The following is a 13629-nucleotide window of genomic DNA, read 5'->3' on the forward strand; positions in this document are numbered from 1 at the left end:
CGCTCTCTTCGTGTCACGGCCGCCGACCGGGGCCAACCGTCTAGGTTAGCGACCTTCTCGGAGAGCGGAGAGCAGAGGGGCGGCCTTCAGCGCCACCTCGGCCAGCTCGTCCGCCGGATCGGACAGGGCCGTGATGCCGCCGCCCGCCCCGACGGTCGCGGTCCCGCCCTCGACGAGGATGCAGCGGATCGCCATCGCGAGGTCCGCGGCGCCCGTGCGGGAGATCCAGCCGAAGGCGCCGGAGTAGACGCCGCGCGGTCCCCGCTCGAGCGCGGCGAGGAGATCGATGGCGCTCCGCTTCGGCGCGCCCGTCATCGAGCCGGCCGGGAACAGCGCCCGGACGGCGTCCGCCGCAGTCCGGCCGGGCGCGAGGTCCGCCTCCACCACGCTGACCAGCTGGTGCACGGCCGGGTAGCTCTCGACCGCGAACAGGGCCGGGACGCGCACCGAGCCGACGCGGGCGACGCGGCTGAGATCGTTGCGGACGAGGTCGACGATCATGAGGTTCTCGGCCCGCTCCTTCTCGCTGGCCCCGAGCTCGGCGGCGAGCGCCGCATCCTGCCCGGCGTCGCCGCCGCGCGGGCGGGTGCCCTTGATCGGACGGCTGCGCACCGTCCCCCCGGGCGTGACCTCGAGGAAGCGCTCGGGCGAGGCGCTCACCAGCTCGGTTCCGTCGAGCCGGAGGTAGCCGGCGTGATGCGTCGGGCTCGTGCGGCGCAGCCGGCGGTAGGCGGCCCAGCCGTCCACCGGGCCCTCGACGGTCGCGGTGTTGGTGAGGCAGAGGACGTAGGCGTCGCCGCGTGCGATCGCGTCCTGGCAGGCGGCGATCATCCCGAGGTAGCGGGCGTCGTCGTGTCGCCAGGAGACGGTCCCCGCGCCTCCGACGGGCGGACGCGGAAGCGGCCCGTCCGTCGCGGCGTCGTCGACTGCGGCGCGGGCGTCCGCCTCCCAGCTCTCGCCGTCGCCGAGGAGGCGCACCTCCCGTCGATTCGGATCGAACGCGAGCGCCCGGTCGATCTCCAGGAAGCGCGCTTCGCCCTCGTAGGAGATCCACCCCATCCAGCCCAGCTCGAAGGACCCGGCGTCGCCGTCGCCGCTCGGCGGCACGTCGGGGATGGCGCGGCGGATCCCGGACCCGAGGCCGATGAGGCTCTCGCCGCTGCCGTCCGTCGACTCGAGCAGCGCGGCGTTCCCCGAGGGCGCCAGCCGCTCGAACACGTCGGCCGGGTCGGCCCAGGCGCCGAGGAGCCGGCCGGTCGTCCGCATAGGGTGAGCCTATGGCTGCGGAGGTCCTGCGCTGGAGGGAGGGCCGCCTCGTCCCCGCGTCCGCCGGCGCACCGCTGCTCGTGGCGGACTCGTTCCTCCTCGACGCCGGCACGGTGGTGGCGCTCGACGTCCACCGGGACCGGTTCCTCCGCTCGATCGCCAGCGCGGAGGTCGCGCGCGTGGCGGACGGGCCGGTGCCCCTCGCGGACGCGACCGGGTTCTGGTCGTCCGCCGTCGCCGCCCTGCCGCGGCAAGGCGCCTGGTTTCCGCGCATCGAGCTCGTGCAGACGCCGGCCGGTCCCGAGTACGGGCTCGCGGTGCGGCCCGCTCCCCCGCTGGGGCGGCTCGTGACGGCCCTGACCTGGGACGGCCCGGACCCGCGCCGAGTGCCGTCCGTGAAGGGCCCTGACCTCGAGGCGCTGCTCCGGCTGCGCGAGGCCGGCCGCGAGCGCGGCGCGGACGAGGTTGTGCTCCTCGTCGACGGGGCCGTCGCCGAGGGCACGACGAGTTCGCTCGCCTGGTGGCGGGACGGCGTGCTCTGCGTACCGGCGGACGACCTGCACCGGGTCGCGGGAGTCACGGAGGCGTGCGTGATCGCGATGGCCGTCGAGGCCGGGGTCGCGGTGCGGCGGGAGCGCAGGCGACCCGACGAGCTGGACGCCTGCGAGGTGTGGGTGCTGAACGCCCTGCACGGCATCCGCGGCATCGAGCGCTGGGCGGGCGGTCCCGCCGTCACGGCGCCGGGCGCACGGCTCGACGAGTGGCGGTCCCGCCTCGCGGCCCTGGCGCGTCCGCTGCCGACGCTGCGGCCCTGACCGCAAGCGGCGTTGCACGGCCGTTACGCACAGAGGATTGACGGCCCACGCTCCAGCGGGTTCCCCTAGTGTTCGATGCGTGAACGAGGTGCTGGACACGATCCTCCACACCGTCACCAGCGTCGATCCGGTGCTGCGGACGGCGCTGACAGGCCTCGCCATCTTCCTCGAGACGTCGATCCTCGTCGGCCTGCTGGTTCCGGGCGACACCATCGTCATCGTCTCCAGCACGGCCGTGGACAGCCCGTTCGGCTACTGGGCGCTCGTCGTCACCGTGATCCTGGGTGCGCTCGCCGGCGAGAGCCTCGGCTTCGCGCTGGGCCGCCTGTTCGGCCCGCGCCTCCGCGCGAGCAGGCTGGGCCAGCGGATCGGCGGCCGGCACTGGCGATCCGCCGAGCTGTACCTGGAGCGGCGGGGCGGCCTCGCCGTCTTCATCAGCAGGTTCCTGCCCGTGCTGCACGCGCTCATCCCGCTCACCGTCGGGATGAGCCCGATGCGGTACCGCCGCTTCATGGCCTGGACGACCCCCGCCTGCACGATCTGGGCCTTCATGTACGTCACGGTCGGCAGCCTGGCCGCGGGCAGCTACCGCAACATCGGCGACCGGCTGCACTACGCCGGCTACCTCTTCGTGGGCGGCATCGTCCTTTTCCTGGTGCTCGCCTTCGTGGTGAAGACGGTGCTGCACCGCACGCAGCGCCGCCACATGGAGTCGCTCGAGGAGAGCGCGGAGCCCGAGGAGCGCCGCCCCATCACCTCCGAGGGCTACACCAGCTGACACCGCAACACGCGGGCGGTGCCCGGCCCCGATCGGGACCGGGCACCGCGACGGAGCGGTTCGGCTCAGTCGATGAAGCCGTTCTGGGAGAGCCACTCGGTGGCGATCACCTCGGAGGACTGCTTCTCGTCGACGCTCCGCACGTTGAGAGCCACGAGGGCCTCCGGGGTGAGGGCCGCGCTGACGGGGTTGAGGATGTCGGCGACCTCGTCGGCGATGTCCGCGTTGACGAGCGGGACCACGTTCGAGGCGAGCAGGAGGCCCTCCGGGTCCTCCAGCGTCACGAGGTCCTCGGACTGGATGCGCGGGTCCGCCGTGAAGACGTTGGCGACGTTGACGGTGCCGGCGACGAGGGCGTCGACGGTGGTGTCACCGGTGGCCGTGAAGGCGACCTCGATGCCGTACTTCTCCTGCAGGCCGGTCGGACCGTAGGGGCGCTCCTCGAGCTCGGGCGGGCCGCCGAGGGTGAGCGGGACGTCGACGTTCGCGAGGTCGGCGATGGTCGTCAGCGAGTACTGGTCCGCGAACGCCTTCGTCACCGTGTAGGAGTCCTGGTCGCTCGCGGGCGACTGGTCGAGCACCGTCAGGCCGTCGGGCAGGGCGTCCTGCAGGGCCGCGTAGACGTCGTCCGGCAGGGTCGCGGTCGTCTCGGGGTCGTAGAACTGGAGCAGGTTGCCCGTGTACTCGGGGAACACCTGCACCTCGCCGTCCTCGAGGGCCGGGATGTAGGCGTCGCGCTGGCCGATCTGGAACCGGCGCTCCACCTCCAGGCCCGCGTTCCCGAGGGCCTGCGCGTAGATCTCGGCGATGATCTCGTTCGAGTAGTACGCCTGGGATCCGACGACTATGGTCTCGCTGCCGCCGCTGCCGCCGCTGCCGCCGCCGGTCCCGCCCGAGGATCCGCTGTCGAGCGGGTCGCCCGACGCGCACCCTGACAGGGCCAATGCCGCCCCGACCACGGCTGCCGTGAGGGCGAGCCGGCCCTTGTTCCTTGCTGCGTTCATCTGCATTCCTTCTCTTGATGTCCCCGATGTCCGGGAAGTCAATCAGCGGCGCCCGACAGCGCCTGCGCCCGGGCCGGCCGCGATGCCGCCCGAGCCTCCGTCGCTCCGCGGCCCTCGCGCACCCCGCGTGGCACGGCCACCTGCTCGAGCACGCCGAAGACGGCGTCGAGCAGCAGTGCGAGCACGACGACGAGGATCGCGCCGCCGAGCGTCTGCGAGTAGTTGCGCAGCTGGATGCCCTGCAGGATCGGCAGGCCGAGCCCGCCGAGTCCCACGTATGCGGCGAGGGTGGCGGTGGCCACGATCTGCAGGACGCCCGCACGCATGCCGGACAGCAGCAGCGGCAGGCCGAGCGGGATCTCGACCTTGGTGAGGATCTGCCACTCCGTCATGCCGACCGCGCGCGCCGCGTCGATGGTGCGCCGGTCGATCGCCTCGAGCCCCGCGTAGGCGCCCGCGAGGATCGACGGGATCGCGAGCACGACGAGGGCGACCGTCACGGCCGGGACGATCTGCAGCACGCCGATGAGGAGGACGAGCAGCAGGATGAGACCGAAGGACGGCAGCGCCCGGGCGGCCCCGGACAGGGCGACCGCGACCTCCCGTCCCCTGCCCGTGTGCCCGATGAGGTAGCCGAGCGGCACCGCGATCGCGGAGGCGATTCCGAAGGCCAGGCCGGTGAAGAAGAGGTGCTGGCCGATCAGCGTGGGCACTCCGCCCGGTCCGTACTGGTCGGGGCTGAAGATCCACGCGAGGGCGTCGAGGATGAGGTTCATCCGGCGGCCTCCGCCAGCACTGGTCGAGGGGCGGTCCCGGACGCGCGCGTCCACGGCATCAGGGCACGGCCGGCGAGGGCGAGCAGCAGGTCGACGAGCAGCGCGATTGCCATCGTCATGACGACGCCGGTCAGCACCTCCTCGAGGATGCGCCGCTGGAAGCCGTTGGTGAACAGGTAGCCGAGGCTCTGCACGCCGACGAGGATGCCCACGGTGACGAGCGCGATCGTGCTGACCGCGACGACGCGGAGCCCCGCGAGCATGACCGGCCCGGCGAGCGGGAACTCGACCGCCCAGAAGCGCCGCCAGCCGGAGTAGCCGAGCGCGGTCGCGGCCTGACGCACGTCGGGGTCGACGGAGTCGAGGGCGTCGGCGATGGAGCGGGCCATGATCGCGACGGCATAGATGGTGAGGGCGATGACGACGTTCGCCTCGCTGAGCATGGACAGGCCGGTGATCGTCGGCAGCACCACGAACAGGGCCAGCGACGGGATCGTGTAGAGCAGGCCGGCGACCGTGAGCAGCACGCCCCGCGTCACCCGGTAGCGGTAGGCGAGGTAGCCGAGCGGCAGGGCGACGACGAACCCGAGCACGATCGGCAGCACGGCGAGCCGCAGGTGCTGCAGCGTCAGCCCGAGGATCAGCCCGGTGTTCTCCGCGACCCAGTTCACCTCGCGGGTCCTCCCGCGGCGAGCACCCCGGCGGGCCGTCCGTCGGCGTCGACGACGACTTGGCGGCCGTGGACCACCTCGATGCGCAGGGAGCGGCGTCCGCGGTCCGCGCCGACGAACTCGGCCACGAAGTCGCTGGCCGGGTTGGCGAGGATCTCGGCCGGCGTCCCGACCTGGGCGATGCGGCCGCCGCGCTCGAGCAGGACGACCTGCTGGCCGAGCAGGAACGCCTCCTCGACGTCGTGCGTGACGAAGACGACCGTCTTCTCGAGCTGGGTGCGGAGGCGGATGAGCTCCTGCTGCAGCTCGGTGCGGACGATGGGGTCGACGGCGCCGAACGGCTCGTCCATCAGCAGGATGTTCGGCTCGGCGGCGAGCGCACGGGCGACGCCCACGCGCTGCTGCTGTCCGCCGGAGAGCTGGCGCGGGTAGCGCCCGGCGAGCGAGCGGTCGAGGCCGACCGTGTCCATCAGCGCGAGCGCCCGCTCGCGCGCCTCGTCCTTCGCGACGCCGTTGAGGCGCGGGACGGTGGCGATGTTGTCGACCACGCGCCGGTGCGGCAGCAGCCCCGAGTTCTGCATGACGTAGCCGATGCGGCGGCGCAGGGCGACCGGGTCGACACGCGCGATGTCCTCGTCGTCGATGAGGACGCTGCCGCTCGACGGGTCGACCATCCGGTTGACCATGCGCAGCAGCGTCGTCTTCCCGGAGCCGGACGAGCCGAGCAGCACCGTCGTGGTGCGCGAGGGGATGCTGAGGCTGAACTCCTCGACGGCCACCGTGCCGTCGGGGAACTGCTTGCGCACTCCGCGGAACTCGATCGACATGGGCCCTCGTCCCTTCGGGTTCGCCGGTCGGCGGCGGTGCCGTTCCCGCGACGACACAAGCACAGTTCGCCGCCGTCCGCACGAGCGGATTGCCGGTTCCAATTCCGCGGGGACGCGTTCGTATTCCCGGGAAGCAGCGAGCCGGCCGCCGCACGGGGAGCCGGTCGGCGGCCGCGCGCCATGACGGGGCCGGAGGGCCGGCGCTCTTACCTGCGGTTCGGGTCAGCCCTCGGCGGCGCCGCCGTCGCCGAAGTGGCGCCGGATGTAGTCCACGGCGACCTCCTTCGCCTCGGCCACGAACGCGTCGTCGCCGCGCGGATTCGCCACGAAGGCGCGGTGGATGAGCGACTCGGTGAGCGCGATGACGACCTGCAGCCGGAAGACGAGGACCTCGGGGTCGTGCCGGGCGCCGCGCTCCTCGGCGAGGCCGGCGAGCCGCTCGGCCAGGACGGCGTTGTTGGGCCGCCGGCCGCCGATGAGGCGCTCGTCGACGACGTCGCCGAACCGCACGACGCGGAAGCCGCGCTCCGTCCGATACAGGTCGACGTAGACGTCGATCGCCGCGGACACGCGCTCCTCCATCGTCTCGAGGCGGCTCTCCCGGTAGTGCTCGGTGATGCGGTCGAGGAAGCGGCGGAACGCCCGCGCGCTGAGTCCCTCGAGCACGGCGATCCGGTCCGGGAAGTAGCGGTAGACGGTTCCGATCGAGGCGCCGGCCCGCTCGGCGACCATCGCGGTGGTCAGGCGCTCGTAGCCGACCTCCTCGACGACCTCGGCGGCCGCGTCGAGAAGGGAGGACAGTCGCGCGGCGCTCCTCGCCTGGACGGGCTCGTTCCGGAGGAGGACATCCGACCCGAGAAGCTCGTCGATGGTCATTCCTCCTCCATTCCGCTGTGACAGGAACTGTAGTCCGGGCGCGGAATACGCCGCAGACGGTTGCGCTCGCGCTCGTTTTCCCCCTCGCGGCTAGGCTGAGGCGATGCCCTCAGTGCGGAAGCAGCGCAGCTCAGCGGCCGGAGTGGGACTCGTGCTGGGTCGCGCCGCCCGGATCGAGGACGCGATCCAGGAGTTCCGGGAGCAGTACTCCCGGCGTCGAGGCAAGCGCCCCACGGTCATCCCGTACACCGGCTACGGCTCGCCCGGCTGGGTGCGTGTCCTCGGCCGCGTCCTGCTGACGCGCGAGACGGCGTCCAAGCGCCCGAGCGTGCGCGGCTGGCGCAGCTTCACGAGCGTCGCGGTGAACGACATCGACGTGGTCGTCCAGATCGGCGACGAGGAGCACGTGGTGAAGGCCGACCGCGGCGGCGTCGTCGACGCGCGGGTTCCGGCATCCCTCGCGCCCGGCTGGCACACCGTGCTGCTGCACCCCCGCGAGAAGGGCCGGGACACCTCGGTGCCCGTCGAGGCCCCTGTGTACGTGCACGACCCCGCATCCGGGTTCGGCATCATCTCCGACATCGACGACACCGTGATGGTGACGTTCCTCCCCCGCCCCTTCCTCGCGGGCTGGAACACGTTCGTGCTCGACGAGCACGCTCGCAACCCGACGCCCGGCATGGCGGTGCTCTACGACCGCCTGGCACGCACCCATCCCGGCGCTCCCGTCGTCTACGTGTCGACCGGCGCCTGGAACGTCGCGCCGACCCTCACCCGGTTCCTGTCCCGCAACCTGTACCCGGCGGGGCCCCTGCTGCTCACCGACTGGGGCCCCACCCACGACCGGCTCTTCCGCAGCGGACGGCAGCACAAGGTCGACTCGCTCGCCCGGCTCGCGGGCGAGTTCCCGGACGTGAAGTGGCTACTGATCGGCGACGACGGCCAGCACGACGAGGAGATCTACGGCGAGTTCGCGCTCGCACACCCCGAGCGGGTCGCGGCGGTCGCCATCCGCCAGCTCTCCCCCGGCGAGGCGGTGCTCGCCGGCGGCCGGACCAAGGCCGAGGGCTACGCGGAGAAGACGACGGTGCCCTGGCTCTACGCCCCGGACGGCGCGGGCCTCGCCACCCAGCTGAAGCGCATCGGCCTGCTCTAGCCGCCGGCGCGCCTCAGCCCCGCCAGGACTCCGGTCCGGTCGAGCCGGCGGGGTACTCGTCGAGCGGCACCCTCCCGTCGCGCCAGGCGTCGAGGACGGGCTCCACGATCCGCCAGCACCGCTCCGCCACATCGCCGCGCACGAAGAGGGTCGGGTCGGCGCCGAGGATGCCGCGCAGCACCTCCCCGTACTCGGTGACGCTGCCCGAGGGCAGCTCCGCGCTCACTGCTCCGTGGTCGAGGCGGAACGGAGCATCCTCGCCGTTCATCGTCAGCTCGATGCTCAGTGTCTCGGGCTGGATGCCGATCGTCACGCGGTTGGGCGTGGCCGCACCGCGCAGTCCGCGCGGCACGAACGGCACGGGGCGGAACCGCACCTCGATCTGGCGCCGGGGGTCGCCGATGGCCTTGCCCGACCGGAGGACGAACGGAACGCCCGCCCACCGCCGGTTCTGAACGGCCACCGCCACCTCGGCCAGGGTCTCGGTCCCGCGCTCCGGGTCGACGCCCTCTTCCTCCGCGTACGACGGGAGGTCCTTCCCGCCCACGGTGCCCGCCGTGTAGCGGGCGCGGCGGCTGGCACCGTCGGTGCCGGGAAGAACGGGGCCGTCGCTCCACAGCTCCGTGGCCTCGAGCACCTGGGCGACCGCGGTGCGGAAGCCGATCGCGTCGATCGCGGCCGGCGGCTCCATCGCGACGACCGCGAGCACCTGGAGCAGGTGCGACTGCAGCATGTCGACGAGCGCACCCGCCCCGTCGTAGTAGTCGGCGCGGCCTTCGAGGCCGAGCTCCTCGTCGTAGACGATCTCGACGCGCTCGATCTGCTCCCGGTTCCACACCGGCTCCAGCAGCCGGTTCGCGAATCGCAGCCCGAGCAGGTTGAGCACGGTCGGCTGGCCCAGGAAGTGGTCGATCCGATGGATGCGCTCCTCCGGCACGAGGCGGGCGAGCTTGCGGTTGAGGGCGGCCGCTCCATCGCCGTCCGAGCCGAACGGCTTCTCCAGGGCGAGGGTGGTGTCCTCGGGCAGCTCGACCTCGCGGAGCGCGTCCACCGCGCTCTCGACGACGGCGGGCGGGAGCGCGAAGTAGAGGATCGGGCGTCCCTGGACCTCGTCGAGGATGCGGCGCAGGTCGTCCGCCTCGGTGGGGTCGGCGGTGATCCAGTTCGCCGCCGAGGCGATCCGCTCGACGTCGTCGTCGCCGGCTCCGCCGTCGCGCAGGGCCTCGCGGACCTGGTCGCGCCACTCGTCGACCTCGCGGTCGTGCCGTCCCGAGCCGAGGAGCACGAGTCCATCGGTGAGCGCCGAGTCCCTCTGCTCGCCGGAGGCGAGGAGGCTGCCGAGGCCGGGCAGGAGGAGTCGCTTCGCGAGATCGCCGGAGGCGCCGAAGAGGACGAGGGTGGTGGAGTCCGTCACCTGTCGGAGCGTACTCCGCGAGCCTCCGGCGAGCCTGCTGGTACCGCCCGGTGAGGACGCCGAGGAGGACAGACCGGGGTACATGCGGACAGACAGAGCGGTGTACCCCCTAGTGGGGAGAGCGGAGGCCCTTGCACCCGGCATACCGTCGTACCTGTCGCCGAGTCCTCCATAGTGAGGACAAGTGGCAGGAAAAGACTCGCCCCCATGAGTAAGGAAACCCCGACGATGCCGAGCTCCCTGCGCTTCCCCCGCACGGTCCTCACGCTCGCGGTCGCGCTCTTCGCGCTGTCCGCGGCCGGCGTCGCCACCGTCGCCGCCTCGGCTTCCCCGGCCGAGTCGGCGCAGACCGTCTCCACCTCGGACCTCGCCGGCATTCAGCTGCCGACGCTGGACCTCCCGGAGACACCGGCCGAGTGACCCCGAACTCGGTCTGATCGGCCTACCCACCCGATCGATCCAGGACACCGCCGGCATGTATCCCCAGCATGCCGGCGGTTCTGTCTTTCCGGAGCGTCGGCGGCTGTTCCTAGACTGCGGCCATGGCCGCGCCGCTCCCCCTCGCTGAGGTGGCCGCGATGCGGGCGGCCGCCCAGTCGCTCCTCGACGGTCCCTCACGCGCGCCGGTCGAGACCGTGCGGGCGATGCTCGCCCTGCAGGCTCAGGACTTCGCGGGCGGGCTGTGGGCGGTGGCCGTCCGCGACCGGGCCGGGGAGATGCGCGCCGACCTCGAGGCGGCCCTCGGCACCGGCGCCGTGGTCCGCTCCTGGCCGATGCGGGGGACGCTGCACCTCACGACGCCCGCCGACCTGCGGATGCTGCTGGCGATCACGTCCACGCGGGCCATCGCGGCGGCCCGAGGGCGGCGGACTCAGCTGGGTCTCGAGGAGGCGGACCTCTCCCGCGGACGGGAGCTCGTGGTCGAGCTGCTGGCCGGCGGCGTCGCTTCAACGCGCACCGACCTCATGGCCGCGATCGCCGAGCGGGGGCTCGACACGACGGGCCAGCGTGCTGCGCACCTCCTCGGCTGGCTGTCGCAGACGGGCGTCACCTGCCTGGGGCCGATGCTCGGGAAGCAGCAGGGCGTCGTCCTGCTCGACGAGTGGGCTCCGGGCGTGGCGCCGGAGCGGGAGGACGCGCTGCGGGAGGCGACGCTCCGCTACGTGCGCGGCCACGGCCCGGCGACGGCGCTCGACCTCGCCTGGTGGCTCGGCTTGACGAAGACGGAGGCGACGCGGGCACTCGGGGAGGCGGCCGCACAGCTCGAGGAGGTGCCGACGGAGACGGGCCCGATGTGGTTCGACCCCGCCTCCGCCGCCGGCGACCCTGTCGCGGTCGCCGCGGCGCGGGAGGCCGTGCGCCTGCTGCCTCCCTTCGACGAGCTGCTGCTGGGGTACACGAATCGGGTCGCGTCCCTCGATCCGGAGTTCACGAACCGGGTCACGCCGGGGTCGAACGGCCTCTTCCGCCCCATCGTGTCGATCGGCGGCCGGGTCGAGGGCCTGTGGCGAGTGGAGCGGTCCCGCCCGCCGCGCGTCGAACTCGACCCGTTCACCGGGATCGCGCCGCGGTGGACCGATGCGCTCGAGGCGGCGGCGGAGTCGCACCTCCGCTTCGCGGCGACGCGCTGACCCCTCCCCGCCGAGCGCGCCCTGAAACACCCAGTGCACCCCGTGCCCAGGGTGCGCTCGGTGTTTGCGGGTGCACTCGGTGAACGCGCCGGTGCTGGCCCCTCCGCAACCCGGGCACTCGCCGTCGCGCCGCGCAATACCCTGGACCTCGTGCGCTTGGCCGACATCGTGCAGGCGAGCACGCGGGTGCCGCTGCTGCAGGTCGCGAAGACGGCGGTGGCCGCCGTCGCCTCCTGGTTCCTCGCCCTCGCCGTGTTCCCCGAGCAGGTGCCGGTGTTCGCGTCGGTGGCGGCGCTGCTCGTCGTGCAGCCGAGCGTCAACCAGTCGTTCGGGAAGGCGATCGAGCGCAGCCTCGGCGTGCTCGTCGGCGTGCTGGTCGCGCTCGGCGCCGCGCTGCTGTTCGGCGAGCAGAGCTGGCTGGTGCTCGTCGCGATCGTCCTGTCGCTCTTCGTCGCCTGGGCCCTGCGGCTGACGCCCGGCTCGTCGGTGCAGATCCCGATCAGCGCGATGCTGGTGCTCTCGATCGGCGCCGCGACCCCGGAGTACGCGGCCGCGCGCGTGGTGGAGACGATCATCGGGGCGCTCGTCGGGCTGCTCGTCAACGTCCTCATCGTTCCGCCCCTCGCCCTCGCCCCGGCCCGCCTCGCGGTGCTGCGACTGGGCCGCCGCATCGCCGAGGAGCTGGAGCGTCTCGCCGCCGTGCTGACCGAGCCGGACGACCGCGCCGAGCTGGACGCCGCCCTCGAGTCGGCGCGCGCCCTGCGGGAGCTCCGCCAGGCGGCGTCGGACGCGATCCGCAGCGGCCGCGAGAGCCTCACCCTCAACCCCCGCCGCACTCGCTACCGCGACCAGCTGGAGCGCGACGTCGCACTCCTCGACCGGATGGAGCCGCTCGTCACCCAGGTGATCGGCATGGCGCGCGCCGTCCGCGACCACTGGGACGCCTCCCTCTCGGAGGTGCCCGCCTCGGCCGGCATCGCGGAGGAGCTGCGCCGCGCCGCGCACGACCTGCGCCTGCTCGTCGAGGCGGGAACCGAGACGGACGACGCCGGCCCCGAGGAGCCGCCCGCGCTCACGCGGCCGCTCGTCATCGCGGCGCCGCCGCCCGGGCACTGGATCGTGATCGGCGCGCTGATGGAGGATCTGCGGCGGGTGCGGGAGGAGATCCGCGGCGAGGGGCGCTCCTAGCCGGGCCGCCGCCGCTAGCCGGCCACCGCTAGCCCGCGTCGCGGAGGGCGATCCGCGTCTCGAGGAGGCGCTGCACCGCCGCGTCGACGCGGGCCCCGTCGATGCGACCGTCGGCCACCGCGGCCTCGAGCCCGTCGAGCAGCTCGTAGGGGTCGACGCCCGAGACCGCCGGGTCCGCGGCCAGCACATAGACGAGGAGATCGTTGCCGGCGTTGATCGCCTTGATGGCGTTCGCGAGGGGGTCGGTGTAGCCCGCGACACCGGAGTGCTGGAGCATCAGCATGTCGTCGGTGACGGCGAGGCCGCGGAAGCCGAGGTCGTTCCGGAGGATGTCGTGCCACCGCGTCGAGAGGCTCGCGGGCTCCCCGTCGACACTGGTGAGCACGAGGTGCCCGAACATGACCGCCTCGGCGCCCGCCGCGATGCCGCGCGCGAACGGGACCGCCGGGCCGGCGTTCCAGTCCTCCCAGCCGATGCCGCTCGAGGGCAGCGAGACGTGCGAGTCGGCGTCGGTGAGTCCGTGGCCCGGGAAGTGCTTGAGTGTGCTGAGCACCTTGCCGCGCTCCCCCGCGACCGCCTGCTCGACGCGCGCCGCGGCGTCCTCGGGGGTCGTGCCGAGGATGCGGTCGGCGATGAACGACGACGGGTCGGCCGTCTCGTCCGCGACGATGCCGAAGTTGATGTCGACCCCGGCCGCCTCGACGAGCGCCGCACGCTGGGCGAACGCGTCGCGCGTCGCCTCCGGCGCCTGCCGCCGCAGGGCGGAGGCGGACGGGAACACGTCCTCGTCGAGCCGGGACACCACCCCGCCCTCCTGGTCGATGCCGACGATCGGCGGAAGCTGCGGGTCGAGGGTGAGGGCGCCGGTGACGGCGGCGGTGTCCGCGGCGGTCGCGGCGACGTTGTCGCCCATCACGATGAAGCCGCCCGCCCCGGTGGTGCGCATGAAGTCGGCGAGCGCTGCTTGGTCGGTGCCCGGGTAGTGGAGCATCAGCATCGCCGCGAGCTTCTCCCGCTCGCTCATCCGGGAGAGCCGGTCGGCCGCCTCTTCGGCGGGGGTGGCAGGCGCCGAGGGTGTGGGGGTCGGGGTCGGGGTGGGCGTCGCGCTCGCGCTCGTGGGCGCGGGGGCCGGGGCGGACGCCGGGGCGCAGCCGCCGAGCAGCGTGACCGCGGCGAGCGCGCCGAGCAGGACGGAGGCGGCTCGCGATCGCACCGGACAACCCTACG

14 protein-coding genes are annotated in these 13629 nt (G+C 73.2%); 6 read left to right on the plus strand and 8 right to left on the minus strand.

Annotated elements, in window-relative coordinates; genetic code table 11:
* Positions 1 to 45: 45 nt before the first annotated feature.
* Positions 46 to 1266 (minus strand): anthranilate synthase component I family protein, encoded by a 1221-nt coding sequence (locus J3P36_RS04590; protein WP_210506048.1) that lies wholly within the window; start codon positions 1264 to 1266, stop codon positions 46 to 48.
* An 11-nt stretch (positions 1267 to 1277) separates the two neighbouring features.
* On the opposite strand from J3P36_RS04590, the gene J3P36_RS04595 reads away from it, so the two are divergent.
* Entirely contained in the window at positions 1278 to 2081 is an 804-nt protein-coding gene (locus J3P36_RS04595) for an aminotransferase class IV (RefSeq protein WP_210506049.1), read from the plus strand.
* A 79-nt stretch (positions 2082 to 2160) separates the two neighbouring features.
* Positions 2161 to 2859 (plus strand): DedA family protein, encoded by a 699-nt coding sequence (locus J3P36_RS04600; RefSeq protein WP_210506050.1) that lies wholly within the window; start codon positions 2161 to 2163, stop codon positions 2857 to 2859.
* A gap of 65 nt (positions 2860 to 2924) precedes the next feature.
* Here the strand turns inward: J3P36_RS04600 and J3P36_RS04605 are convergent, their stop codons facing one another.
* From J3P36_RS04605 to J3P36_RS04625, 5 genes are all read right to left on the minus strand, one after another.
* Positions 2925 to 3863, minus strand: coding sequence for an ABC transporter substrate-binding protein (locus J3P36_RS04605; protein ID WP_210506051.1), 939 nt, complete (start codon positions 3861 to 3863; stop codon positions 2925 to 2927).
* Between the two features lie 38 nt (positions 3864 to 3901).
* Positions 3902 to 4639: an ABC transporter permease gene (locus tag J3P36_RS04610; RefSeq protein WP_210506052.1), complete on the minus strand. Its 738-nt coding sequence runs from the start codon at positions 4637 to 4639 to the stop codon at positions 3902 to 3904.
* Positions 4636 to 5310, minus strand: a complete 675-nt coding sequence (locus J3P36_RS04615; RefSeq protein WP_210506053.1) for an ABC transporter permease — start codon at positions 5308 to 5310, stop codon at positions 4636 to 4638. The genes J3P36_RS04610 and J3P36_RS04615 overlap by 4 nt, the downstream gene beginning before the upstream one ends.
* Complete coding sequence (locus J3P36_RS04620) at positions 5307 to 6137, minus strand: ABC transporter ATP-binding protein (protein WP_210506054.1); 831 nt, start codon at positions 6135 to 6137, stop codon at positions 5307 to 5309. Before J3P36_RS04620 ends, J3P36_RS04615 begins: the two co-directional genes overlap by 4 nt.
* 222 nt (positions 6138 to 6359) lie before the next feature.
* A complete protein-coding gene (locus J3P36_RS04625; RefSeq protein ID WP_210506055.1) occupies positions 6360 to 7013 on the minus strand; it encodes a TetR/AcrR family transcriptional regulator in 654 nt (217 codons plus the stop codon).
* A gap of 103 nt (positions 7014 to 7116) precedes the next feature.
* Here J3P36_RS04625 and J3P36_RS04630 point away from each other — a divergent pair, with 103 nt between their 5' ends.
* Positions 7117 to 8169 (plus strand): App1 family protein, encoded by a 1053-nt coding sequence (locus J3P36_RS04630; RefSeq protein ID WP_210506056.1) that lies wholly within the window; start codon positions 7117 to 7119, stop codon positions 8167 to 8169.
* Positions 8170 to 8182: 13 nt separating this feature from the next.
* Here J3P36_RS04630 and J3P36_RS04635 read toward each other — a convergent pair whose 3' ends face one another.
* Positions 8183 to 9583: a glucose-6-phosphate dehydrogenase gene (locus tag J3P36_RS04635; protein WP_307806949.1), complete on the minus strand. Its 1401-nt coding sequence runs from the start codon at positions 9581 to 9583 to the stop codon at positions 8183 to 8185.
* A 207-nt stretch (positions 9584 to 9790) separates the two neighbouring features.
* On the opposite strand from J3P36_RS04635, the gene J3P36_RS04640 reads away from it, so the two are divergent.
* From J3P36_RS04640 to J3P36_RS04650, 3 genes are all read left to right on the plus strand, one after another.
* Positions 9791 to 10003: a hypothetical protein gene (locus tag J3P36_RS04640; protein ID WP_210506058.1), complete on the plus strand. Its 213-nt coding sequence runs from the start codon at positions 9791 to 9793 to the stop codon at positions 10001 to 10003.
* A gap of 122 nt (positions 10004 to 10125) precedes the next feature.
* Positions 10126 to 11214 (plus strand): winged helix DNA-binding domain-containing protein, encoded by a 1089-nt coding sequence (locus tag J3P36_RS04645; RefSeq protein WP_210506059.1) that lies wholly within the window; start codon positions 10126 to 10128, stop codon positions 11212 to 11214.
* 150 nt (positions 11215 to 11364) lie between these two features.
* Complete coding sequence (locus J3P36_RS04650; RefSeq protein ID WP_210506060.1) at positions 11365 to 12402, plus strand: FUSC family protein; 1038 nt, start codon at positions 11365 to 11367, stop codon at positions 12400 to 12402.
* A gap of 28 nt (positions 12403 to 12430) precedes the next feature.
* Here J3P36_RS04650 and J3P36_RS04655 read toward each other — a convergent pair whose 3' ends face one another.
* A complete protein-coding gene (locus J3P36_RS04655) occupies positions 12431 to 13615 on the minus strand; it encodes a glycoside hydrolase family 3 N-terminal domain-containing protein (RefSeq protein WP_210506061.1) in 1185 nt (394 codons plus the stop codon).
* Positions 13616 to 13629 lie beyond the last annotated feature (14 nt).

The sequence above is a fragment of the Naasia sp. SYSU D00057 genome (assembly GCF_017916505.1).
Taxonomy (GTDB): domain Bacteria; phylum Actinomycetota; class Actinomycetes; order Actinomycetales; family Microbacteriaceae; genus Naasia.

Coding starts and splice junctions, on each gene's coding strand:
- J3P36_RS04590 (WP_210506048.1), bottom strand. CDS start 1,266: ATGCGGACGACCGGCCGGCTCCTCGGCGCCTGGGCCGACCCGGCCGAC.
- J3P36_RS04595 (WP_210506049.1), top strand. CDS start 1,278: ATGGCTGCGGAGGTCCTGCGCTGGAGGGAGGGCCGCCTCGTCCCCGCG.
- J3P36_RS04605 (WP_210506051.1), bottom strand. CDS start 3,863: ATGAACGCAGCAAGGAACAAGGGCCGGCTCGCCCTCACGGCAGCCGTG.
- J3P36_RS04610 (WP_210506052.1), bottom strand. CDS start 4,639: ATGAACCTCATCCTCGACGCCCTCGCGTGGATCTTCAGCCCCGACCAG.
- J3P36_RS04620 (WP_210506054.1), bottom strand. CDS start 6,137: ATGTCGATCGAGTTCCGCGGAGTGCGCAAGCAGTTCCCCGACGGCACG.
- J3P36_RS04625 (WP_210506055.1), bottom strand. CDS start 7,013: ATGACCATCGACGAGCTTCTCGGGTCGGATGTCCTCCTCCGGAACGAG.
- J3P36_RS04630 (WP_210506056.1), top strand. CDS start 7,117: ATGCCCTCAGTGCGGAAGCAGCGCAGCTCAGCGGCCGGAGTGGGACTC.
- J3P36_RS04640 (WP_210506058.1), top strand. CDS start 9,791: ATGAGTAAGGAAACCCCGACGATGCCGAGCTCCCTGCGCTTCCCCCGC.
- J3P36_RS04645 (WP_210506059.1), top strand. CDS start 10,126: ATGGCCGCGCCGCTCCCCCTCGCTGAGGTGGCCGCGATGCGGGCGGCC.